Raw genomic sequence first — 23,552 nt, 5'->3', positions numbered from 1 at the left:
TATTAGTTAGACGTTATTTTTGGTTACTAGAAAGTTCTAAAGTGGCTTTTGAAGCATACAGATCTCCAACTTGAGCAGAGCAAATATGTGAACAAATTATCTAATAAAAAAACCATATAAGGGTTGAATTTTAAGAAAAATTATCGCATACTTGATTCTGAGCCTGAATATAAAAAACCTTTCTGTGAAAGGCGACAAAAATCACATGAAATCACACGAAACTTCTGTTAAAGTGCGATATGCCGAAACCGATCAAATGGGAGTGGTACATCATAGTATTTATCCGCAATACCTTGAAATTGCTAGACTTAACTGGCTAGATACACTTGGCATCTCTTACAAAAGTATGGAAGAGGAAGGGATAATGTTGCCGGTATTCGAATTAAATTTAAAATATCACAAACCGGTTACTTTTGATGAAAATATCAGGATAGAAACGCGCCTACGCGAAGAGCCAAATGTTAAAATTATCTTTGACTATTCTCTTTACAATGAACAGGGAAATCTGGTAACTACCGGCTACACTGTACTCGTGTTTATGGATGCCAAAACGAGGAAGCCGGTTAGGTGTCCAAAATATATGTTAGAGGCATTAGGTTATTGATCTTCCAATCTTGAAATCTCAACTTTATAGGTATTGTCGAACTTAGTAAAAATGCTTTCGACATCACTTTTTCGAACCGCAATATATAGTTTGCAATCCAGTTCCAGTTTTTGGTCAATGACGTTCAAATTGTTTTTTTTGATCACCTGCATGACTTTGTTCATTTCAGGATAATCAAATTTTATTACGAAAACCTCGTCGATCGTTCGCTTCAGAATATTTGAAGATTCCAGAGCCATTTGTGCCGCAGTTTTATAGGCATTAATGAGTCCGCCAACTCCTAGCTTGACTCCGCCAAAATATCTAACTACGACTATGAGGATATTAGTAACATCAAAGCTTTGTATTTGTCCATAGATTGGCATTCCAGCCGAGTTTGAAGGCTCTCCGTCATCATTTGCACGATAGTGATGGTCTTCTTCGGCCTTACCTGTTTGCCAGGCGTAACACCAGTGTCTCGCTTTGTGGTGGGATGCACGTAATTCTTCCAGATGTTTTGCCGCCTCTTCTTCAGTTTTAATTGGAAATGCGTATCCGTAGAATTTAGAATTACGATCCTTGAATAATACTTCCGGGGAGGCTTCAGTAATAGTTTGATACGTATCTTTCATATGGCTGAATTCGCTACTAGAATTATACTAATCATAGCTAGAATAAGGCCTATCCAGTTTTTCTGAATAAGCTTTTCTTTAAAAAGCACGATTCCTACGATCGTTGAAAGCGCGACTATACTCACGTGATTGATCGTAAATATAGTTGAGCTCTCGTATCCTTCACTGCGCAATGCCAGAACAAGAAAGTAAATCGAGAAGTAATTTGGTACTCCCAAAGCTATGCCGCCAAGTAAATTTTTAAACTGAAGTTTTAACTCGCCCCGAACCGCCTGGTAGATCATCACCAGCACCCCAAGCAGTCCAGCCGTTGCGAAGATGGTCGAACTAAACAGGCCTACATCGGTTTTCGAAACATAGCTGGTTTCGAGGAATTTTAAACTGGTATCAATAATTCCGCTTCCCAGAAATACGAGCAGTGGAAAAATAAGATTTTGCCATTTTATGCTTATTCCATCTTTGGTTTTTATTGAGGTTAGGTACACTGCCACTAATGCAAGTAATATTCCGGCAATCTTCAGTACTCCGGTACTTTCATTGTAGAGAAAGATTCCGCAGAAAACAGGAATAGCGACCGACATCTTTGTGGCTACTGCAACAACTGAAAGTCCGCTTTTCTGGGTGGTGATCGCTGCAAGGTTGAAAACGGTGATAAATAGCACTCCCAGCATTAAGGCCCCGGGAAACCACTTTTCAGAAGGAACCGCAGTAAAATCTGAGCCTTCAATAAATCCAAAAAAACCTACAGCACAGGCGATAAAATAATTGATCACGATTGCCTGCAAGGTATTTACCTCGTATTTTTTGTAAAGCCTGAATACGATGAAAATAATCGTGGAAGAAAGAACGCTTAAAAGTAGGTAGATCAAAATAATTCTTTTTTAGTGGTGAATAGATCGATCACATCCTCGCGGGTTGGTTCAAGATTCCATACATGCATTCCCAACGCGGCCGCAGCTTCAGTATTTTTAGCAGTATCATCTATAAATAAGCATTCCTCTGCGTTGAGATTATGTTGCTCGAGCACAAACTCAAATATCTCAGGATTCGGCTTGCGCATACCTATTTCGTGTGATAGGTAAAATGCATCAAAGTAACTTTTAAACTCGTCGTAAAATGGAATCCTTGACTTTATATTTTCAATATGATTATTATTGGTGTTGCTCAGTAAAATGAGTTCAAATTTCTTTTTTTCTGCTAATTTCTGAAGAAACTGAAGTCGGTATTCCGGGAAATCCAGCAAAATTGAATTCCAGGAATCTAGAAAATCTCTGTGCTGTAATTGTGGAAATTCAGTTCGGTAGATGTTTGATATTTCATCTGAAGTTACAAATCCTTGCTCGTAATCGCGATTCCGGCTATGTATATGTTCCGGTAATTCTTCTATCTGTATCTTCTTTAGGTTTTGCTGAGTTGCAGCTTTATCGAGATTGATAAACACATCTCCGAAATCAAATATTATGGTCTTAATCATTGTTGTTATTTCTGAAGATTTCTAAAAGATCTGCCTCAATTTGATGGGCAGAAGCTGGTTTTGTATTAAGTGGCGGAGCTTTAACACCATCACCAAAGTAGTTACCACCCGTATAAACCCGCGCTTCATTCCAAAGGTTTGAAGTTATAAATTGGTTTAAAATATTGGCTCCACCTTCCACAATAAGCGACTGGATTTCCTGTTCATAACAGATCCTGCAAATTTCCTCAGCGATATTTTCTGAAAATTCAATTTTTTGATAAACAAGGTTTTCGTGCTTCTTCTCGGTCAGTTTTTCGTTTAAAACGATTGTTCTAATTGATAGATCGAAAAGTGCCAGATCTTTGGAAAGTTTCAATTCCCTGTCAATAACCAGTCGAACAGGCGGAGTTCCCGACCAGTTTCTAACATCTAAGCGAGGATCATCTGCCTTTGCAGTTCCCGTACCTACCAGGATCCCGCTTTCTTCACTACGCCATTTATGCACCAGCTGTTTGCTATACCTGTTTGAAATCCATACCGGTCGATTGGTGTCTTTAGTTTTAGGAGCGAGAAACAGGTCCCGGGTCTGGGCCCATTTCAGAATAATGTAAGGTCTTTGTTTTTTGTGAAAAGTAAAAAAACGCTTGTTGAGCGCATTACATTCCTCTTCAAGAATCCCTACCTGAACTTCTTTTCCTGCTTCCAGTAATTTCTTGATGCCGCGGCCGGCAACTTTTGCAAATGGATCCATTGTGCCTATTACAACCTTTGGGATTCCCCGATCGATTATAAGATCACTGCAGGGTGGAGTTTTTCCAAAATGGCTACATGGTTCCAGACTTACATAAATAGTGGAATCTTTTAAGAGCTCCTGATCCTGCACCGAATTAATAGCATTTACCTCGGCGTGGGCTTCGCCCGCTTTCTGGTGCCATCCTTCGCCAATGATCCTGTTTTTATGAACGATCACGCTGCCTACCATCGGATTGGGATAGGTGCTTGCAAGCCCGTTTTCGGCTAGTTGTATACAGCGTTTAATGTATTTTTCGTGTATATTCACATCACAAAAATAGAATTAATTAGGCAGAATGGATACATGGAAAATTCGGGAAATCAAAGCCGAAGATAATCAGCAGGTTAAGCATTTAATCCAAAGTGTGTTGGTTGAAATGGGAGTTCCTAAGGTTGGAACTGCGTATGAGGATAAAGCCCTGGACGATATGACTGCGGAATATGATGGAGAAAGAAAGGCATATTTTATAGTCGAAGAGAACAATAAGGTTATTGGTGGAGCTGGCATTGCTGCTTTAAGAGGCACAGAAGAGCCCATTTGTGAACTTCAGAAAATGTATTTCCTGCCTGAAGCGCGAGGTAGAGGAATTGGGACGAAAATGATCAATACCTGTATGGATTTTGGCAGGCAGCATTCTTTTGAGAAATGTTACATAGAAACACTTCCCTACATGGAAAATGCCCGTAAACTTTACCATAAAAGCGGATTCGAAACTGTGGAAAAGCCTGTAGGTGATACTGGTCATTATAACTGTACAGTTTATATGCTTAGAGATCTGTAACACCGGAAACTTGATGCAATTATCAGATTTTAAAAATGTATTTTTTGGCGATCTTTCAGATTTTTACCCTGAAACAGAAGTGCAATCCTTCTATTTTTTATTGACGCAGCATTACCTGGGAAAAACAAGACTGGACCTGGCGCTCGAACCCAGTTATGAGCTTTCAGAAGAGCAAAAGGAACAATTTCAGAAGGCATTGTTGAGGCTAAAGAAATATGAGCCTATTCAGCATATTCTGGAAGAGACAGAATTCTACGGACTCAGTTTCAAAGTGAGCAAAAACGTGCTTATACCCAGACCGGAAACTGAAGAGCTGGTATCATGGATTCTTGAGGACCTTTCTTCGGAAGAAAAATCCATCAGGATCCTGGACATTGGATCGGGTAGTGGTTGTATCCCGGTAAGCCTGGCTAAAAATTTAAATTCTGCGGAAGTGCATTCCTGGGACGTTTCAGAAGATGCTTTAAAAATTGCTGTTTTCAATGCTAAGATAAATAATGTCCAAGTTGATTTTCAACTGAAGGATATTCTGGAAACTGAAGATCTGGAACAGGAATATGATCTCATCGTTTCCAACCCGCCCTATGTACGTCATCTGGAGAAGAAGGAGATGCATTCCAATGTGCTTGAACACGAACCTGCACTTGCTTTATATGTGGACGATAAAGATGCACTCATTTTTTACAGGAAAATAAGCGAACTGGCTGCAAAAAACCTGAAAGTTGGTGGGAGTTTATATTTTGAGATCAACCAGTATCTGGGTGAAGAGACTTTAAGGCTAGTGCAAGGATTTGGTTTTGAAGCAGAATTAAAAAAGGATATTTTTGGGAACGACCGAATGCTAAAAGCAATTAGAATTAATGGAGGAGAATTATAATATTATTGAAAATGTAGCGGTCTTTTGCGCAAGCAGTGACGGAGTAGATCCTGAAATTTACAAAACCGCCCGCGTTGTAGGCGAAGAGCTCGCAAAGAGGGATATTCGGCTTATCTATGGTGGTAGTAAATTGGGATTAATGGGTCAGGTTGCCGAAGGAGTCATGGAAAATGGAGGATTTGCAACCGGTGTTATTCCGGAATTTTTAAAGACCAAAGAAGTAGTGCATACAGGGTTGAACAGGTTGATTACTACAAAAGATATGCACGAGCGTAAATTGACCATGAACGAACTCAGCGATGCTTTTATCACCTTGCCCGGAGGTTTTGGTACCCTGGAGGAGTTATTCGAGATCGTTACCTGGGCTCAGCTTGGTTTGCATCGTAAGCCTATTGGTTTGTTGAATATCAATGGATTCTATGACGACCTTCTTAGCATGCTGAAAAAAATGACCGCCAAGGGTCTGTTGAAAGAGGAAAATGTGGAGATCTTACTTGTAGCTGATAATATGGAAGAATTACTGAAGCTGATGCATAATTATAAAGCCAGACCGGTTCCAAAATGGATGAATAAAAACCAAACCTGATATGAAGATCCATAAACTTTGTCTGTACACTTCAGATGTTGCACGTCAATACTCATTTTACAAGGATGATCTAGAAATGAAGATCATCAACTATGAAGAAGATAGTTTTGAAGTACAATGCGGATTTTCAATTCTAAGATTCGAATTCAAAGAAAATAGTGTGCCAACGCATTTTGCTTTTCATATACCCGATGAGCAGGAACAGGAGGCGCTTAACTGGTTAAAAACTGTAGTACCGGTTCTAAAGTATAATGATGAGCAGATCATCGACTTTAGTAACTGGAATGCTAAGTCGGTTTACTTTTATGATAAAGATCGAAATATCGTGGAGTTTATTTCTCGCAGAAATTTTAGCAAACCTAAGCTTGGCGTTTTCACTGCTGAAAATATCGTTGGAATTGCAGAGATAGGTCTGGCAACATCTAACATTAAAGAAGTCTTTGAGCAATTGAATGTCAAAAGTAATCTGCATAAATACGATGGAGATTACGAGCATTTTTGCGCAATTGGAGAAGATTCAGGTTTATTTATTGTCGTAAACAAGCATAATAAGGAGTGGTTTCCTACCAATGATGACGCAGATCCTTCAGATTTTAAACTGGACTTCGAGCATGAAAACGAGAAATTTCAGCTGAAGTTCGAGAATGATACAGTAACAATTTCCGAATAAGAAAAAGAGAATATGGACGCGGAAAAAAAGATAAAGACTTTAAGGGAAGAATTACAACAGCATAATTACAATTATTATGTGCTGGACAAGCCTCAAATAAGTGATTATGATTTTGACATGAAGCTGAAGGAATTGCAGCAGCTGGAAGATCAAAATCCAGATTTGTTCGATGAAAATTCACCAACTCAACGTGTGGGTGGTACGGTTACCAAAAACTTTGAAACCATCGTGCATGATCAACGTATGTATTCGCTTTCAAATTCCTATTCAAAAGAAGAACTGGAAGATTGGGAGAAACGTATTCGTAAAAGTGTGGATGGCGATATATCTTATGTCTGCGAGTTAAAATATGATGGTGCCTCCATAAGCCTTACTTATGAAAACGGTAAATTATCCCGTGCGGTAACACGTGGTGATGGATTTCAGGGTGATGAGGTAACCAGTAATGTTCGAACGATTCGCTCGGTTCCATTAAAACTGAAGGGTGATTTCCCGGAACGTTTCGATATTCGGGGAGAGATCGTTTTGCCTTATGAAGGTTTTGCGAAAATGAATGCAGAGAGAGTGGAAGCCGGGGAAGAACCCTACGCAAATCCAAGAAATACAGCTTCCGGAAGTTTAAAACTACAGGATAGTGCCGAGGTGGCTCGTCGCCCACTGGAATGTTTGCTTTATAGTATCGTTGGAAATAATCTGAATATCAAATCACAATACGAAGGTCTGGAAATGGCCAGGAAATGGGGTTTTAAAGCTCCGGCAGAATCGGAATTGAAAACATCTATAGAGGAAGTTTTTGAATATATAAATTACTGGGATAAGCACCGTCACGATCTTCCTCATGAAACAGATGGAGTAGTAATTAAAGTAAATGATCTCCATCAACAGGATGAGCTGGGTCATACGGCTAAATCTCCGCGTTGGGCAATTGCTTACAAATTCAAGGCAGAACAGGAATCTACCACTCTGGATAAAATCACTTACCAGGTTGGAAGAACCGGCGCGATCACACCAGTGGCAAACCTGCAGCCTGTGCAACTCGCCGGTACGGTAGTACGTCGTGCTTCCTTGCATAATGCAGATCAAATTGAAAAGCTTGACATCCGGGAAGGAGATACCGTTTACGTAGAAAAAGGCGGAGAAATTATTCCGAAGATCGTAGGTGTAGATTTTACGCAACGCGACCCGGATTCCAATCCTACTGAATATGCATCTCGCTGTCCTGAGTGTGATACAGAACTTGTACGGAATGAAGGGGAAGCGCAGCATTATTGTCCAAATACCAATGGATGTCCTCCGCAAATCATAGGTAGAATTCAGCATTATATATCCCGAAAGGCGATGGATATAGAAGGTCTCGGAGGAGAAACCGTTGCTTTGCTAGTTACCGCAGGGCTCATTCATAATTATGCAGATCTTTATACGCTCACTAAAGAGGATATTCTTCCCCTGGAAAGAATGGCGGAAAAGTCGGCAGAGAATTTAATTACCGGTATAGAAAATTCCAGAGAGATTCCATTTGAAAGAGTCTTATTTGGGCTAGGGATTAGATACGTAGGAGAAACGGTAGCTAAGAAACTGGCCAAACATTTTAAGTCGGTTGAAGCATTGATGGCTGCCAGCAAAGAAGAGCTGGAGAATATTGATGAAATTGGAGAACGTATTGCCTGGAGCGTTGGTGATTTCTTCAGTAATGCTGAAAACAGGAAGAATGTGGAGCGTTTACGGGAATATGGAATACAAATGGAAATTTCCGCAGAGAAACTGGCGAATCAAACCAGTATTCTGGAAGGGAACACGTTCGTGATTTCCGGAGTTTTCAACAAGGTTTCCAGAAATGATCTAAAAAAACTCATTGAAGATAACGGCGGAAAAGTTTCCAGCTCGATATCGTCCAAAACGAACTATTTGGTGGCTGGTGAAAACATGGGGCCGAGTAAGCTTGCCAAGGCAGAAAAGCTGGGGACTCAAATGTTAAGCGAAGATGAATTTCTGGCTATGCTGAATAAATAGAATGCTGTGAAAAAGTTTTTCTTTCTTCTGATTTTTATTCAAACTGGTTTCATTTCGAAGGCACAAGCCATCCCTGAAGATTTTGTGTACCTGAAAGACGTGCTACCATTTGTGATCGAGGAAGTTCGCTATGCAGGGGAGCATAATTTTACAGGCAGACCAGTTCCCGGATATGAGTCGGAGCAGATCATTCTGACTAAAAAAACTGCGGAAGCTCTGAAAAATGTACAGCAAGACCTTATGCAGAAAGATTTGATGCTAAAGGTATTCGATGCTTACCGACCTCAGACTGCCGTTAATGAGTTTGTAGCATGGGCTCGAAAACCTGGGGATACATTGGCGAAAAACGAATTTTATCCTGATGTTGAAAAAAGCAGGCTGTTTGAACTTGGGTATATCGCTTCAAAATCGGGACATTCCAGGGGTGGCACTGTAGATCTTACTTTGGTAAACGCGAACACCTGTAAGGAATTGGATATGGGTGGTGCCTACGATTTTTTCGGAGAAATATCTCATCATCGTTCAACTTCGGTCACTTCAGAACAAAAAGAAAACAGGGAGCTTTTAAGAACAGTGATGCTTAAAAATGGTTTCCGAAGTTATTCTGAAGAATGGTGGCATTATACTCTAAATGCCGAACCCTTTCCTTATCAATATTTCGACTTTCCAATAAAATAATTATACCGCAAGCTTTACACCGTCTGCGGAAGATTTTTTTCCATTTTGAAAGAAGAAATCAACTCTGCCCAGATACACGCCATAACAGCCAACCTGGTTCACTAGGACTGGTTTTCCTGCCTTATTGGTTTCCACAGTTGGTTTATCAAGAAAAGTATGGGTATGGCCTCCGATGATTAGGTCAATGTTTTCTGTAGCTCTCGCCAGTTTAATATCCCCGATCTTTTGAGATGAATATTTATATCCAAGATGTGATAAACAAATAACCAGGTCACAATTTTCTTCCTCTTTGAGAATCCGACTCATATCAGTAGCGATCTCGATTGGATCTAAATATTCAGTTTCCTTGTAAAGTTTGTTGCTTACCAATCCCTGCAATTCGATACCAACGCCAAAAACGCCGATCTTTATACCATCTTTAGTGAAAGTGCGAAACTTATCAGTTTTTCCATCCATGATGGTATTGCTGAAGTCGTAGTTTGATATTACAAAGGGAAACTCTGCATGTGGTAGCTGGGCATATAATCCATCGATACCATTATCAAAATCATGGTTTCCAAGAGTTGCAGCATCATACTTTAGCATGCTCATTAATTTGAATTCCAGTTCACCTCCGTAAAAATTGAAGTAGGGCGTACCCTGGAAAATATCTCCGGCATCCAGCAACAGGGTATTAGGGTTTTCTCTACGTACTTTCTCCACCAGAGTAGCTCTTCTGGCAACGCCTCCAAGATTCGCATTTCTACCTGCATCTGGACCAAATGCCTCAATATGGCTATGTACATCATTCGTATGAAGGATCGTGATCTGTTGTCTTTCAGGTTTAAATGATAAAGCTGAAAGTCCGCCCAGACTCACTAAAGCTGTCGCGGCTGCCGTATTTTGAATAAAATCTCTTCTCTTCATGTTACTGTCTTATATAGCGATCATCGATCACACTTCTAATGGTATCCGTTTTACTAAAGTAGTCTATCATCACATTGCGAATCTTGTACTCACTGGAATGAATACTTACAGGATCGGCGAAGAATTTCATGTTGTCACCACCACCGACTAGATAATCTGATGTCGCAACAAAATAAGTGCTGTCTTTTGAAATCTGCTGTTCGTTGATCGTCACATTTTTGATCATATAACTGCCATCAGCGATAATCCTGATTCCGCTTACCGGATGTGCAGTTTTCGCTTTACTAAGATAATCCATCATCTCCAGCATTTTTTCACCTTTCAGCTCAGCAATGACCACTTTATTTTCAAAGGGCATTATCTGGTACGCAGTCCGGGTGCTAACATTTCCAACAGGAATTTCTGCACGTATTCCACCATGATTCAGTAAAACCATATCTATACTGTTTCCGGTATTTTTTTCGAATACAGGGTTCACCTGTTCCATCAGTGCATCTGCCATCAGGTTGCCAATAGCCGTATTCAGGTCTCCATCACTTTTGGAAAGAAATGTAGGATTGTAGCTAAGAGGTGAATCAAGAGTTTCGTTAAGGTGTTCCTTGTATGGAGCGATAAATTCAGCAATCTCTGAATTTTCTTCAATACTATTGTCCACAGCAATTCTTTTTCCATCTACCTGCTCTAAATGTTTAAATTCAGTTTTACAGGAGCTCAGCAATAGTACTGAAGCAAATATGATCTTGGTAAGGTGTTTCATTCCATTTCGCATTACTTTTCAAATATAATAAGAATAGCTCGTCAGGCATGTGTTCAGCTTATTGATAAGCGAAAAATTTCTAAAGATTTGGTTCGTAGTAAGTGATAGTGAATTTCCAAGACCTTAATTCTTACAGTTATGACTTCTTTCTAATCGTGCGTGTAAGCTTACTTATCATAAAACTTAGCTTTCTTTTTATTGTGAGATGGATAATTGCTTCTCTAGCTTGCCAAGATGCGTCTAAAATTTTACAAATTATAGAAAGCTGTTTAATCTGCAGAATCTTCTCTTCGGAAGCCACCTCAAGACATAGTTTGCTTATAGAAATTATTTACATTTGCCCTCCGAAATCATTGAATGATCACGAATAAAATTAAATCGGTTCAGCTAAAAAAGGCTATTGAGAAACTAAAGAATAAGAGGCAATTTGCTACGAATACTTCAAACCGGGTATTTCTGGTTATATCTGAAGATAATTTCGAAAATTATGGAAGTCTTCAGAATCTCTGGAAAGGTCTAGGCCTGCACGAAAATGCTTTTAATGTTGTGATCTGCGGAAATGTTCGTGATATTGATGACAAAGATCTGTTGCAAGTTGGTTTTAAAGACTTAGGTCATGATGGCGAAATTAAAAACAAGGATCTCTCAGTGCTGCTGGAAAATGAATTTGGATCAGCAATCGTTGTAAGCGGAGAAGAAACTGTGCTTTCAAATTATGTGGCCTTAAGGTCTGGTGCAGCATTTTTGATTGGTAAATCTCCAGATCCTTTTTCGATCCTGGATGTAGAAATTTTTGAAAATGATCCTTCTCTTCTTGAAGCAGAATTGATCAGATATTATAAAATATTAAAAAATAAAAAGTAATGGAAGCTTTTATTGGTACCGGAGTAGCACTGGTTACTCCTTTTAATGATGATCTTAGTGTAGATACGAACGCTCTTTCAGCATTAGTGAAGGATCAGATAGAAAACGGGATCGAATACCTGGTGGTTTTAGGGACCACTGCAGAAAGTGCTACCCTTAGTAAGAAAGAGAAGGAGCTTGTAAAAACTGTGATCAAAGAGGCAAACCAGGGGAAATTACCATTAGTGCTTGGAATGGGAGGTAATGATACGGCTGGGCTGGTGGAAGAACTGATATCAGAAGATCTGGAAGGTTTTGATGCCATACTTTCAGTTTCTCCGTTTTACAATAAACCAACGCAGGAAGGTATATACCGTCATTTCAAGGCAGTAGCTGAAGCTTCGCCGCTTCCGGTCATTTTATATAATGTACCGGGTAGAACTGCGAGTAACATCCTGCCGGAAACCATCAACAGGATCGCCAGGGATTTTAAGAACGTAATCGGTGTAAAGGAAGCCGCTGGAGATATAGTGCAGGCTATGAAGTTGATCTCACTTGTTCCTGAAGATTTCCTGGTTATTTCAGGAGATGATATGATCACCTTACCAATGACACTGGCTGGCGGGAAAGGTGTGATCTCGGTAATTGGTCAGGGCTTGCCTAAAGAATTTTCAGAAATGGTACGTCTGGGATTAAAAGGAGAATTTAGAGAAGCTTACAAATTACATTACCGCATAGCACCTTCCATTGACATGATCTTTGCTGAAGGCAATCCAGCTGGAATCAAAGCTATGCTACATAAAAGATCTCTGGTTAAAAATAATTTGCGACTACCTTTAGTAGAAGCGACCGATGTTCTTTATGCTAGAATTTCAGCCTTCGTTGAAAGTTTCTAGTCTAAACTGAAGTAAAAATAAATTTTAAAAGACTTTCCTGATACAATAATTGCCCGTAAACAGGGTTATTTGAGTAGACTAGGAAAGTTTTTTTTATACTAACAAAAAATGTATTTTTGCCAGATGTTTTTACGTATCATGAAAAAAGGAATTCTCGCTCTAGGCCTATTGATGGTCACTATATCTTGTAGTGAATATCAGTCATTGCTTAAAAATGAGGAAACTGCGCCTAAATATACGGCTGCAGAGGAATTATATACCGAAGGTAAAGAAGAAGACGATAATGGAAAGCTACGTAAAGCTTTGCGATTATTAGAGCAGATCGAGCCTGAGTATCGAGGAAAACCTCAGGGTGAACGCCTTGTTTACATTCTTGGAGATACGTATTACCAATTAGGTGATTATTATAATGCGCCTTTCAATTTTGAACGTTTTGTACAATTGTATCCAAATAGCCAGAAGGTAGAAGAGGCCGAGTATAAATCGGCGGTTAGCTATTACAATCGTTCTCCGCGCTTTAACCTGGACCAAACCGATACCAGAAAAGCGATCGAAGAACTTCAGGTTTATCTAAATAAGTATCCGGAAGGAGAATTTGTAGATTCAGCAAATGATTGCGCGACAGAGTTGCGAGTGAAGCTGGAGAAGAAAGCATACGAGATCGCAAAGCAGTATCACAAGACCAGATATTATAAGGCGGCAATCGCCTCTTTCAATAACTTCATTGCAGAATATCCTGGATCCCCGTTTAGAGAAGCTGCATATTACTATCGATACGATTCAGCTTACCAGCTGGCGATCAATAGTTTTGAAGTTTTGATGCAGGAAAGACTTGAAAATGCCAGGGAATTTTATAATTCCTACAATAAATACTATCCAGAAGGAGAGTTTACTCAGGACTCTGAGACTTCCATGATGGAAATTGATAAAAGGTTAGAGAATTTTTAATAAAGGAATGATGGATTTTAAAAAAATTGATGCCCCGGTTAACACAACTACTATCAACAAAAATGAAGTAGATGCACCTACCGGAAACATTTACGAGGCGATATCTATCGTAGCGAAGAGAGCTGGACAGATTAATGGTGAGATCAAAAAAGAGCTTCTAGAAAAGCTTGATGAGTTCGCTACTTATAACGATTCTCTTGACGAGATTTTTGAAAACAAAGAACAGATCGAGGTTTCAAAATTCTACGAAAAACTTCCAAAACCGCAATCACTTGCGATCCAGGAGTGGCTTGATGACAAGATCTACTGGAGAAACACTTTGGAAACCGAAGAATAGAATCGGTTAACTGATATGTCTGTACTTCAAGGCAAAAAAGTTTTACTCGGCATTACCGGAGGTATTGCTGCCTACAAAACTGCTTCACTGGTACGGCTATTTGTGAAGTCTGGTGCAGAGGTGAGGGTTGTTATGACCCAGGCTGCAAAAGAATTTATCACTCCGCTTACACTTTCAACTCTTTCCAAGAATGAAGTTTATTCTTCATTTACGAGCGAAGAGGATGAAAATGAACAATGGAACAATCACGTGGAACTCGGCCTTTGGGCCGATTTCATGCTTTTAGCCCCAGCCACAGCGAGCACTCTCTCTAAAATGGCTTCGGGGAATAGCGATAACATATTGCTTGCTACTTATCTTTCAGCGAAATGTGAAGTTTTCTTTGCTCCGGCAATGGATCTCGACATGTATAAACATCCATCTACTACTAAAAGTTTCGAAACGCTCCAGGGTTATGGAAATATCATGATTCCTTCGGGAACCGGTGAGCTAGCGAGCGGACTTTCAGGAAAAGGGAGAATGGCAGAGCCTGAAGAAATCATTAGCTTTATTGAAAATCATCTGTCTAAAGATCTTCCACTTCGGAACAGGAAAATTGTGATCACTGCAGGGCCAACTTATGAAGCCATAGACCCGGTACGGTTTATTGGAAATCATTCCAGCGGAAAGATGGGCTTCGCAATTGCGTTACAGGCGGCAGAAGCTGGCGCTGAAGTTGTCTTAATTTCAGGTCCTACACATCTTGATATCTCGCATGCTAATATTGAACTTAAAAGAGTGGTAAGTACCCGGGATATGTATGAAGCTGCTCATGCTGAGTTTGAAAGCACCGATGTTTTTATTGCTGCGGCAGCTGTAGCCGATTACAGACCTAAGACGGTTGCAAATCAAAAGATCAAAAAGAACGATCCATCATTAAACTTGGAATTAACCAAAACTGAAGATATTCTTGCTTCCCTGGGAGCTATTAAGAAAGATCAGAAGTTGGTAGGTTTCGCTTTAGAGACCAATAATGAGGAAGAGAATGCAAGAAAAAAGCTGCAAAAGAAAAATCTAGATTTTATTGTCTTAAATTCCCTTCAGGATACTGGTGCAGGTTTTAAAGGAGATACCAATAAGATCAGGATCATTTATCCAGATAGAAAACTGGAATTTGACCTTAAAAGTAAAACCGAAGTTGCCCAGGATATCATTTCAGAAGTAATCAAAATGTTTCATGCGTAGAATTGCCTTTCTAGTACTGTTCACTATATTTTCCTATTCAGGAATTGCACAGCAATTAAGTTGCGAGGTAGTGGTTAACGCAGAACAAACAGGGCAGGCAAATCTTTCTGTATTTAAGACGCTGGAAAGATCACTGAATGAGTTTATCAACCAGACCACCTGGACAGACAGGCGCTTGCAGGATCATGAACGTATTAATTGTAGTATGTTCATTACGATCAATAGTTTTGAAGGAGAAAGCTTTAATGGAACTATACAGATCCAATCTTCCAGACCGGTTTATGGAACCAGTATGATCACCCCGGTTTTTAATTTTAACGACGAACAATTCAGTTTTAGTTACCGGGAGTATCAGCCGTTGAATTATAGTCAGAATACCTACACTAATAATCTCGTATCTGTAATTTCCTTTTACGTATACACTATTCTTGGACTTGATGCAGATACCTTTGCTCGGGAAGGTGGAACAGCTTTCTTCGAGGAAGCCAACAGGATCGTTACAACTGCCCAGCAGGGAAACTCGCAGGGTTGGAGAGGATCAGACGGTCAACGTTCGCGTTTTAGATTGAATGCAGATCTACTGGCGAACACCTATGCTGAATACCGTGAAGCACTTTACGATTATCATAGGTTAGGTCTTGATGTCATGCATGCTGATGTAATGGCCGGGAAAACTGCAATTGCTGAATCTTTAAATAAGCTGGAAGTGATGAACAATCGTAGAAATAACTCACTGTTACTTCGAGCTTTCTTTGATTCCAAAGCAGATGAGATTGCTTCTGTTTATACCGGAGGGCCTGCTTATCCTGCTAAGAATGAACTTGTCCAAACACTGAATAATATCGCAGCCAGATATGCCCGTAGCTGGAGAAATATTCAGTAGGAATTTTGGTTGATTACGAGTATTTTCTCTCGTATATTTAGCACAAATTTTAACCGAATTGCTTACATCTCTTTCCATAAAGAATTACGCGCTAATTGAAGATATTACGATGGATCTTCAATCTGGTTTTACGATCATTACCGGGGAAACCGGTGCCGGGAAATCTATCATGCTTGGTGCACTTGGGTTGTTGCTGGGTGATCGCGCAGACTTCAGTAGTATTAGAAATACTGAGAAGAAGTGCGTTATCGAAGGTCATTTTAGTATCAAAGATTATGCGTTACAGCAATTCTTTGAAAAGGAGGATCTGGATTATGAGCAGACCAGTATCATTCGGCGTGAAATTTTACCTTCTGGAAAATCCCGTGCATTTATTAATGATACGCCGGTAAAGATCACTTCTTTGCAGAAGTTGGGAACTTCTCTCATCGATATTCATAGTCAGCATGAGACCCTAAGTCTGGGAAATGCAGATTATCAATTCAATGTTATTGATACGATCGCGAAGAATGAAGGAAGTATACTTCAGTACAAAGCAGAATTAAAGGAGTATCGAAAATTTCAGAAGAGATTTGAAGAGTTAAAAGAAGAACAGGCGCAGGCATCAAAGGAATACGATTACAATCTTTTTCTTCTGAATGAACTGCAAGAAGCAGGGTTAAAATCAGGAATGCTGGAGGATCTTGAAGAAAGATATGAGTCTTTAAACAATGTAGAAGAACTTACCGAAAATCTTAGTGCTGCTTTAAGCTCAATTCAGCAAGAAGAAATAGGGAGCCTGGAGACGTTGAAGTCGGCTCGATCCCATATTTCCAGAATCGCCAAATTCTCCGGAATCTATGATGATTTTCATGAAAGACTACAAAGTGCAATCATAGAACTAGACGACCTTGAAGCTGAAATGACAGATGCCCTGGAAGCTGTGGAAGCAAATCCTGAGGAGCTGGAAAAGGTGAATCAGCAATTGCAGGTGATCTATAATTTACAAAAAAAGCATAATGCTGAAAGTGTAGAAGAACTACTGCAAATAGCGGAAGATCTTCAGGAGAAAGTTTCGGTAACAGAAAATGCGGAAGCCGCCTTGGAAGAAGCGGAGAAAGCGATCAAAAAGCAATTCATCATTATATCTGCCACTGCAGAAACACTACGTAAGAATCGTTTAAAAATTATCCCGGCATTTATAGAGCAAACGGAAATCATACTCAAAGACCTTGGAATGCCTAATGCGAGGCTCAATATTGAACTTAGTACTACCACAGAGTTCCTGAGTAATGGGAGCGATAAGCTCGAATGGTTCCTGGCTGCGAATAAAGGTGGAAGTTTTAAAGAGATCAAGAAAGCAGCATCGGGTGGAGAACTTTCAAGAATCATGCTGGCGGTAAAAAGCATACTTGCAGCTCAAAGTAAACTACCAACGATCATATTTGATGAAATTGATACTGGTGTTTCTGGTGATATTGCGCATAAAATGGGTGAGATTCTAGCCAGAATGGGCGCTAATATGCAGGTGATTGCGATCACTCATTTACCACAAATAGCCGGTAAGGGAAGTTCACATTTTAAAATTTTTAAAGAAGACAGCGAAGTTGCAACTCAAACCAAGATCGTAAAACTGGAACAGGATCAAAGAATCGATGAACTGGCGATGATGCTTGGAGGTACTAGCGGAAGTGATTCTGCACGTGCGCATGCAAAAGCCCTGTTGAATTAATACCCTATCATCTGAAGCCCAAAAGGCGGCGGATTTATTTCAACTTTGCTATATTTACAGGCTTAACAACCACAAAAAATAAATCACATGTCATATAACCTGCTAAAAGGTAAAAGAGGAATCATATTTGGTGCATTGGACGAAAATTCAATTGCCTGGAAAACAGCGGAGAGAGTTCACGAAGAAGGTGGAACTTTTGTACTAACGAATGCTCCAATCGCGATGAGAATGGGAAGTATTAATCAGCTGGCTGAAAAAACCGGTTCTGAGATCATTCCTGCAGATGCTACCAAAGTAGAAGATCTTGAAAACCTTGTAGAGAAGTCTATGGAGATCCTTGGAGGGAAGATCGATTTCGTGCTTCATTCCATCGGGATGTCTGTAAATGTTCGAAAAGGAAAACATTATACAGATATGAACTACGACTTCACAACCAAAGGTTGGGATGTTTCAGCAGTTTCTTTCCATAAAACCATGCAGGTATTGTATAAGAAAGATGCAATGAACGAATGGGGAAGTATCGTAGCTTTAAGTTATATGGCGGCTCAACGTGTATTCCCAGACTATAATGATATGGCAGATAACAAGGCATATCTGGAGTCTATTGCGCGTAGTTTCGGTTATTTCTTCGGAAAGGATAAAAAAGTGAGAGTGAATACCATTTCACAATCTCCAACGCCGACTACAGCAGGAACTGGAGTTAAAGGCTTCGATGGTTTTATTGCATTTGCAGAAAAAATGTCTCCGCTTGGAAATGCTACCGCTTTGGAGTGTGCAGATTACACCCTGACTTTATTCTCAGACCTTACTAAAAAAGTCACTCTTCAAAATCTATTTCATGATGGTGGATTCTCGAATACGGGAGTTAGTCAGGAGGTCATGGAAAATTTCGTTGAAGATTCAGAATAATTAAAGTACATACATAAACTGCCGGAACCTGAACATTACGTTCGGCTTCCGGCAGTTCTATTTTAAATAATCAAGATGCAGCCAGAATATTCATTTGTGATCCCTGTTTATAACAGACCTGACGAGATCAGGGAGTTATTGCAGAGCATGCTAAAGATGCGTGCACCGGTTCCATTTGAAGTGGTGATCGTCGAAGATGGCTCTACAGATTCTTCGGAAGCTGTTGTTGCTGAGTTTCAGGGTCGATTATTTATTAGTTATTACTTTAAGAAAAATTCTGGCCCGGGCGATAGCAGGAACTATGGGATGAAAAAAGCCCAGGCTCCATATTTCTTGATTCTGGATTCAGACGTGCTGATGCCTGAAGATTACCTCGAAGAGGTTCATCAATTTTTATCTTCCAGTTTTTACGATTGTTTTGGAGGACCAGATGCAGCCCATGAATCCTTTTCGAACACCCAGAAGGCGATAGATTACAGTATGACATCTTTGTTTACGACTGGTGGAATACGTGGAGGAAGGAAGGCAGTTGATGAATTCCAGCCCCGTAGCTTTAATATGGGCTTAAGTAAAAAAGCATTTGAACTTAGTAAAGGGTTTGGCAGGATACATCCCGGGGAAGATCCAGATTTGAGTTTGAGATTAAAGAAATTGGGGATTAAAAGTTGTTTGATTCCGAAGGCTCGGGTTTTTCATAAACGACGTATAGACTGGAAAAAGTTCTTTATACAGGTTAAGAAGTTCGGGATGGTACGGCCAGTTTTGAACAAATGGCATCCTGGATCTGCGAAGATCACTTATTGGTTTCCTTCTTTATTCATGACCGGACTCATACTTTCCATAATTCTTTTATTTGCAGGATTTAGTTTTTTTATAAGCTGTTATCTTATTTATTTCCTAATTATTGCTGTGGATGCAGCGATACGAAATAAAACTCTATATATTGGATTGTTGGCTGTAAAAGCGGTGATCATCCAGTTTTCAGGATATGGCTATGGTTTTATAGTGTCCAATTATCATATAAATATTCAGAAGAAACAACCGGAAGTGGCATTTCCACAATTATTTTTCAAAAAGCATGGCAACCAGGAATAGAAGAAGAAGGTTCAAGAAATCAAGCATAAAAACATTCGGTTTTTTCCTGATCTTTTCTGCGATCGTGTGGGTACTGGTACAGTTTTCCAAAACCTATACTCAGGTGATCGAAGTTCCGGTAAACTATCTCAATGTTCCCCTGGATAAAAGTATTTCTGAAGAACGTCCGGATCATGTGGATCTTCAGCTTCAGGATAATGGCTTCAGTATCTATTATTATAAAATATTCAATCCAAAGCTTGATATAGATCTTTCCGAAGCTACTGAAAATGATAAGAACCTGATCTATTCTATTGAAAATCATATCACAGTGATTGAACAGCAACTGAAGGTGACCCTGGAAGATTCAAGGATCATCCAGAATGAGATTGTGATTCCGTTTCAGTTTAAGAAAGAAAAAATGCTAAAGATCATCTCGAATGTTGAGGTGAGTTACGCCGTAGGTTATTCGGCAGACGAGCCTCTTCAACTGGTTCCCGATTCAGTAAAAGTTAGTGGGCCTGAGGAAGTGATCGCGAAATTGAGCTCGATACCTACTTTAAAGAAAAAACTGGAAAATGTAAATTCAGATCTTGACGGGAGTGTCAAACTGGATACTGCGGGCTATGGTGAATTAAGTTTCTACGAAAATAGCATACGGTATACACAGGAAGTTGAAAAATTCACTGAAGGAAAAGCTGAAATCCCAGTAGAGGTCATTAACGTTCCAGATAATCTCAACCTGGCTTATTTCCCGAAGTCGGTTGTAGTGTATTACCAGGTAAACCTTGAAGAATTTGAAAAAGTTGGAGCTTCCGACTTTTCCGTAGTCTGTGATTATAAGAGTGTGAAGGAAGGTGATGATTATATGATCGCACAGATCAAAAGCAAGCCGAAATTCGTGAACAACATTCGGTTAAATGAACGTAGAATTCAATTTGTGATCAAACGATGAAAATAGTAGGACTTACTGGAGGTATTGGAAGTGGGAAAACCACTGTGGCGGGTTTTTTTAAAGATCTGGGTATCCCGGTCTATATTGCAGACGATGCCGGGAAAAGATTGCTTGCAGAAAGTTCAGAGATTAGTGAAAAAGTTAGCGGTTTGTTAGGTGCAGCTGCATACAAAGATGAAGTACCTGATAGAAAGTATATCGCAAATAAAGTGTTTAACGATAAGGAACTGCTGGAAAAACTGAATGCTATCATACATCCGGCAGTTGCTAGCGACTTTCAGGATTGGGTCTCGAAGCAAACTTCAGAATATATCATTTACGAGGCAGCAATTCTTTTTGAAGCCGGGGGTTATAAGAAATGCGATCTCAGCATACTGGTAACTGCTCCACATAAGTTAAAAATTGGAAGACTCCAGAAAAGAGATGATAGTACGGTAGAGGAAATCGAAGCCAGAATGGGTCACCAGTGGCCTGATGAAAAGAAAGCTGAACTGGCCGATTTTCTTATAGAAAACAAGGATTTACAACAAACTAAACTACAGGTTAGCGATATCCATATCCAAATCTTAAAAGCACGCGAAAATTGAAGGAAGTTCTGTTAACATTTGGTTAAACAGCTTAAGCTCTAAATGTTAAAATATTACTTTTGACCGCATGAATAAGAAGCTTTTTGTCCTTCTCGTAGCGCTGATGAGCTTGTCTTTAATAGGCATCATATTCGTTCAGGGTTATTGGATAAAGAGTACGATCGATGACAGGGAAGAACAATTCTCCTATAACGCCAAACAGGCACTAATAAAGGTTTCCGAAGAAATTCAGAATTCCGAATTCGAGCGTTATTATTTTCAATTTAAGAATCCGGATAGTATCAATAGCACGCTAAGTGACCGAACGCTTACTGAATATTTCTATACAAACAAGGACGAAAACAGAAACGAAACTTATTTTAATTCTGAAACCATTTTAGAAGAAGATTATAAGGTTTCTTCAGGTTTTTTGCAGTTTGCTGAAGATAGTATCAAGTTCACCAAAATGATCAATAAAAAGGTGACAGATATTGTTCAGGAGAACAATCTTGAAGGTGGGAATTTAAGTGCAAGGCAGAGAATTGAGCATATTGAGAGACTTTCCAGGATGGAAGAAGTAGAGAAAGATATCCTTAGATCTGCGATTTCAGAACTGGTAGTTAGAATTCCTATTCATAACAGGGTTTCAGAAGATAAGATCAGGGAATTACTGGAAGAGCAGCTTGCAGAGAGAAATTTAAAGACCGCTTTTGAATTTGGGATATTTAATAACTCCATAGCTACTACGGTACATTCAGAGAATTTCAGTCTGGATCATCCGGCAACTTATGCTGTACCACTATTTGTAGATTCTGCAGGAAGAAGCGGGTATCAATTATTGGTAAATCTAACTAATAGAAAAGAAGCAGTTCTTTCTTCGGTTATATTAATGGCTTGTTTGTCGATCATTTTTACATTGATCATTGTTATCGCCTATTCAAGCGCATTATCTCAACTAATTAAACAAAGACAGATTTCGCAGATCAAAACAGATTTTATCAATAATATGACGCATGAGTTTAAGACTCCTATTGCGACGATAAATCTTGCTCTGGACGCGATCAAAAATCCGAAAGTGATCGAAGATCGTTCTAAAGTGAACAGATATTTACAGATGATCAGGGATGAGAATAAGAGAATGCACGCCCAGGTTGAAAACGTTCTAAGGATCTCGAAACTGGAGAAAAATGAACTGGATCTTAAAAAGGAAAGACACCAGTTGCACGATATTATTCTCGATGCCATCACGCATGTAGAATTAATTATAGAAGACCGTGGCGGTTACGTGCAAACTCATTTTGGAGCTTTACGCTCTTCGGTTCTTGCAAACCAGGATCATTTTACGAATGTTGTTGTGAATATCCTTGATAACGCGATCAAATATTCAGAAGAAGCGCCAAAGATCGATATTTATACAACGAACGTTAAGAATTATATCTATTGTGAAATTAGAGACCAGGGAGTTGGGATGACCAAACTGGTTCAAAAGAAAATATTTGAAAAATTTTATCGCGAACATACCGGTGATATCCATAATGTAAAAGGTCACGGATTAGGATTGGCTTATGCCAGACAGATCGTGGACGATCATCATGGACAGATCACCGTAACCAGCGAGAAAGGGAAGGGTAGTACCTTCATCATTAAATTACCACTAATATCTTAAAATATGGAAACTGAAAACAAAAAAATTCTATTAGTAGAGGATGATCCAAATTTTGGAACTGTCCTTAAAGATTACCTTGCGATGAATGATTACGAGGTGACTCACGCCAAAAATGGTATGGAAGGATTCGAAAAATTCAAAAAAGATGATTTCGATCTTTGTATCCTGGATGTGATGATGCCTTATAAAGACGGTTTTACTCTTGCTAAAGAGATTCGTGAGAAGAACGAAGAAGTGCCGATCATCTTTTTAACGGCTAAAGCCATGAAAGAAGATGTATTAAAAGGTTACAAGGTTGGAGCAGATGATTATCTAAACAAACCTTTTGATTCTGAAGTACTTTTAATGAAGATCAAGGCGATCATGCAGCGTAAAGCTACAGATAGCGTTGCAGATTCTAAACAATTTGAATTCGAAATTGGTGGTTTCCACCTGAATTCAAAACTTAGATTCTTAACTTTTAGAGATGAAGAGCCTCAGAAGCTTTCTCCAAAAGAAAACGAATTATTAAGACTACTTGCTCTGCATGAGAATGATCTGATGCCTAGAGAGCTAGCCTTGACTAAGATATGGAGAGACGATAACTACTTTACTTCTAGAAGTATGGATGTTTATATCGCCAAATTAAGAAAGTATCTTAAGAAAGATGAAAATGTGGAAATTCTGAATATCCACGGTGAAGGTTTTAGACTTGTTATAAAAAACAAGGAAGAGACCGAAGCATAATACAAATATTCAGTTTCCGGGAGGTGCTGCATCATAACACTCGTTATGATGCGGTATCATTTCTCGTGATAGGCTTTTTCAAGCT

The 23,552-nt window shown here is 39.4% G+C and carries 26 protein-coding genes; 20 read left to right on the top strand and 6 right to left on the bottom strand.

What is annotated here, in order from left to right; genetic code table 11:
* The first annotated feature begins 205 nt into the window (after positions 1-205).
* Positions 206-604 carry an acyl-CoA thioesterase gene (locus ABVM50_RS15555; protein ID WP_405199408.1) on the top strand — a complete coding sequence of 133 codons (399 nt, stop codon included), beginning with the start codon at positions 206-208 and terminating at the stop codon, positions 602-604.
* Here ABVM50_RS15555 and ABVM50_RS15550 read toward each other — a convergent pair.
* Genes ABVM50_RS15550 through ribD form a run of 4 tightly spaced genes read right to left on the bottom strand, consistent with a single transcriptional unit; the run spans position 598 to position 3,731 of the window.
* A complete protein-coding gene (locus ABVM50_RS15550) occupies positions 598-1,215 on the bottom strand; it encodes an IMPACT family protein (protein WP_405199407.1) in 618 nt (205 codons plus the stop codon). The genes ABVM50_RS15555 and ABVM50_RS15550 overlap by 7 nt on opposite strands.
* The gene (locus ABVM50_RS15545) at positions 1,212-2,084 is read right to left on the bottom strand and encodes an EamA/RhaT family transporter (protein WP_405199406.1); all 873 of its coding nucleotides are present in this window, start codon (positions 2,082-2,084) and stop codon (positions 1,212-1,214) included. The genes ABVM50_RS15550 and ABVM50_RS15545 overlap by 4 nt, the downstream gene beginning before the upstream one ends.
* The gene (locus tag ABVM50_RS15540) at positions 2,081-2,689 is read right to left on the bottom strand and encodes an HAD family hydrolase (RefSeq protein WP_405199405.1); all 609 of its coding nucleotides are present in this window, start codon (positions 2,687-2,689) and stop codon (positions 2,081-2,083) included. The genes ABVM50_RS15545 and ABVM50_RS15540 overlap by 4 nt, the downstream gene beginning before the upstream one ends.
* Entirely contained in the window at positions 2,682-3,731 is a 1,050-nt protein-coding gene (gene ribD / locus ABVM50_RS15535) for a bifunctional diaminohydroxyphosphoribosylaminopyrimidine deaminase/5-amino-6-(5-phosphoribosylamino)uracil reductase RibD (protein ID WP_405199404.1), read from the bottom strand. The genes ABVM50_RS15540 and ribD overlap by 8 nt, the downstream gene beginning before the upstream one ends.
* 28 nt (positions 3,732-3,759) lie before the next feature.
* On the opposite strand from ribD, the gene ABVM50_RS15530 reads away from it, so the two are divergent.
* The 6 genes from ABVM50_RS15530 to ABVM50_RS15505 are packed head-to-tail and all read left to right on the top strand — an operon-like array spanning position 3,760 to position 9,066.
* Positions 3,760-4,245: a GNAT family N-acetyltransferase gene (locus ABVM50_RS15530; RefSeq protein ID WP_405199403.1), complete on the top strand. Its 486-nt coding sequence runs from the start codon at positions 3,760-3,762 to the stop codon at positions 4,243-4,245.
* 13 nt (positions 4,246-4,258) lie between these two features.
* Positions 4,259-5,122 (top strand): peptide chain release factor N(5)-glutamine methyltransferase, encoded by an 864-nt coding sequence (gene prmC / locus ABVM50_RS15525; RefSeq protein WP_405199402.1) that lies wholly within the window; start codon positions 4,259-4,261, stop codon positions 5,120-5,122.
* Complete coding sequence (locus tag ABVM50_RS15520) at positions 5,106-5,708, top strand: TIGR00730 family Rossman fold protein (protein WP_405199401.1); 603 nt, start codon at positions 5,106-5,108, stop codon at positions 5,706-5,708. The genes prmC and ABVM50_RS15520 overlap by 17 nt, the downstream gene beginning before the upstream one ends.
* A 1-nt stretch (position 5,709) precedes the next feature.
* Positions 5,710-6,378, top strand: a complete 669-nt coding sequence (locus tag ABVM50_RS15515) for a VOC family protein (protein ID WP_405199400.1) — start codon at positions 5,710-5,712, stop codon at positions 6,376-6,378.
* A 12-nt stretch (positions 6,379-6,390) separates the two neighbouring features.
* Entirely contained in the window at positions 6,391-8,388 is a 1,998-nt protein-coding gene (gene ligA / locus ABVM50_RS15510; RefSeq protein ID WP_405199399.1) for an NAD-dependent DNA ligase LigA, read from the top strand.
* Positions 8,389-8,394: 6 nt separating this feature from the next.
* Positions 8,395-9,066, top strand: a complete 672-nt coding sequence (locus ABVM50_RS15505; RefSeq protein ID WP_405199398.1) for a M15 family metallopeptidase — start codon at positions 8,395-8,397, stop codon at positions 9,064-9,066.
* On the opposite strand, the gene ABVM50_RS15500 is transcribed toward ABVM50_RS15505, so the two are convergent.
* Complete coding sequence (locus ABVM50_RS15500; RefSeq protein WP_405199397.1) at positions 9,067-9,972, bottom strand: metallophosphoesterase; 906 nt, start codon at positions 9,970-9,972, stop codon at positions 9,067-9,069.
* A 1-nt stretch (position 9,973) separates the two neighbouring features.
* Positions 9,974-10,729, bottom strand: a complete 756-nt coding sequence (locus ABVM50_RS15495) for a 5'-nucleotidase C-terminal domain-containing protein (protein ID WP_405199396.1) — start codon at positions 10,727-10,729, stop codon at positions 9,974-9,976.
* Positions 10,730-11,086: 357 nt separating this feature from the next.
* On the opposite strand from ABVM50_RS15495, the gene ABVM50_RS15490 reads away from it, so the two are divergent.
* The 13 genes from ABVM50_RS15490 (at position 11,087) to ABVM50_RS15430 (ending at position 23,467) form a co-directional block, all read left to right on the top strand.
* Positions 11,087-11,593 (top strand): DUF6913 domain-containing protein, encoded by a 507-nt coding sequence (locus tag ABVM50_RS15490; protein ID WP_405199394.1) that lies wholly within the window; start codon positions 11,087-11,089, stop codon positions 11,591-11,593.
* Positions 11,593-12,468 (top strand): 4-hydroxy-tetrahydrodipicolinate synthase, encoded by an 876-nt coding sequence (gene dapA / locus ABVM50_RS15485; protein WP_405199393.1) that lies wholly within the window; start codon positions 11,593-11,595, stop codon positions 12,466-12,468. Before ABVM50_RS15490 ends, dapA begins: the two co-directional genes overlap by 1 nt.
* A 138-nt stretch (positions 12,469-12,606) precedes the next feature.
* Positions 12,607-13,416 carry an outer membrane protein assembly factor BamD gene (locus ABVM50_RS15480; RefSeq protein ID WP_405199392.1) on the top strand — a complete coding sequence of 270 codons (810 nt, stop codon included), beginning with the start codon at positions 12,607-12,609 and terminating at the stop codon, positions 13,414-13,416.
* A 10-nt stretch (positions 13,417-13,426) separates the two neighbouring features.
* Positions 13,427-13,753 (top strand): DNA-directed RNA polymerase subunit omega, encoded by a 327-nt coding sequence (locus ABVM50_RS15475; protein WP_405200723.1) that lies wholly within the window; start codon positions 13,427-13,429, stop codon positions 13,751-13,753.
* A 15-nt stretch (positions 13,754-13,768) separates the two neighbouring features.
* Positions 13,769-14,977 carry a bifunctional phosphopantothenoylcysteine decarboxylase/phosphopantothenate--cysteine ligase CoaBC gene (gene coaBC, locus ABVM50_RS15470; protein ID WP_405199391.1) on the top strand — a complete coding sequence of 403 codons (1,209 nt, stop codon included), beginning with the start codon at positions 13,769-13,771 and terminating at the stop codon, positions 14,975-14,977.
* Entirely contained in the window at positions 14,970-15,860 is an 891-nt protein-coding gene (locus tag ABVM50_RS15465; protein ID WP_405199390.1) for a DUF4835 family protein, read from the top strand. Before coaBC ends, ABVM50_RS15465 begins: the two co-directional genes overlap by 8 nt.
* A 58-nt stretch (positions 15,861-15,918) precedes the next feature.
* Positions 15,919-17,571 carry a DNA repair protein RecN gene (gene recN / locus ABVM50_RS15460; protein WP_405199389.1) on the top strand — a complete coding sequence of 551 codons (1,653 nt, stop codon included), beginning with the start codon at positions 15,919-15,921 and terminating at the stop codon, positions 17,569-17,571.
* A gap of 87 nt (positions 17,572-17,658) precedes the next feature.
* On the top strand, positions 17,659-18,480 hold the full coding sequence (locus tag ABVM50_RS15455) for an enoyl-ACP reductase (RefSeq protein WP_405199388.1): 822 nt from the start codon (positions 17,659-17,661) through the stop codon (positions 18,478-18,480).
* A gap of 75 nt (positions 18,481-18,555) precedes the next feature.
* Complete coding sequence (locus ABVM50_RS15450) at positions 18,556-19,575, top strand: glycosyltransferase (RefSeq protein WP_405199387.1); 1,020 nt, start codon at positions 18,556-18,558, stop codon at positions 19,573-19,575.
* Positions 19,559-20,509, top strand: coding sequence for a YbbR-like domain-containing protein (locus tag ABVM50_RS15445; protein ID WP_405199386.1), 951 nt, complete (start codon positions 19,559-19,561; stop codon positions 20,507-20,509). The genes ABVM50_RS15450 and ABVM50_RS15445 overlap by 17 nt, the downstream gene beginning before the upstream one ends.
* On the top strand, positions 20,506-21,096 hold the full coding sequence (gene coaE / locus ABVM50_RS15440) for a dephospho-CoA kinase (protein ID WP_405199385.1): 591 nt from the start codon (positions 20,506-20,508) through the stop codon (positions 21,094-21,096). Before ABVM50_RS15445 ends, coaE begins: the two co-directional genes overlap by 4 nt.
* 67 nt (positions 21,097-21,163) lie before the next feature.
* Complete coding sequence (locus ABVM50_RS15435; protein WP_405199384.1) at positions 21,164-22,741, top strand: sensor histidine kinase; 1,578 nt, start codon at positions 21,164-21,166, stop codon at positions 22,739-22,741.
* 3 nt (positions 22,742-22,744) lie between these two features.
* Positions 22,745-23,467, top strand: coding sequence for a response regulator transcription factor (locus tag ABVM50_RS15430; RefSeq protein ID WP_026914972.1), 723 nt, complete (start codon positions 22,745-22,747; stop codon positions 23,465-23,467).
* Positions 23,468-23,552 lie beyond the last annotated feature (85 nt).

The sequence above is a fragment of the Christiangramia sp. LLG6405-1 genome (genome assembly GCF_045055805.1).
In the GTDB taxonomy this organism is placed as follows: Bacteria; Bacteroidota; Bacteroidia; order Flavobacteriales; family Flavobacteriaceae; genus Christiangramia.
The sequence above is the reverse complement of the archived record's forward strand: the minus strand, read 5'-3'. Positions and strand labels throughout refer to the sequence as shown.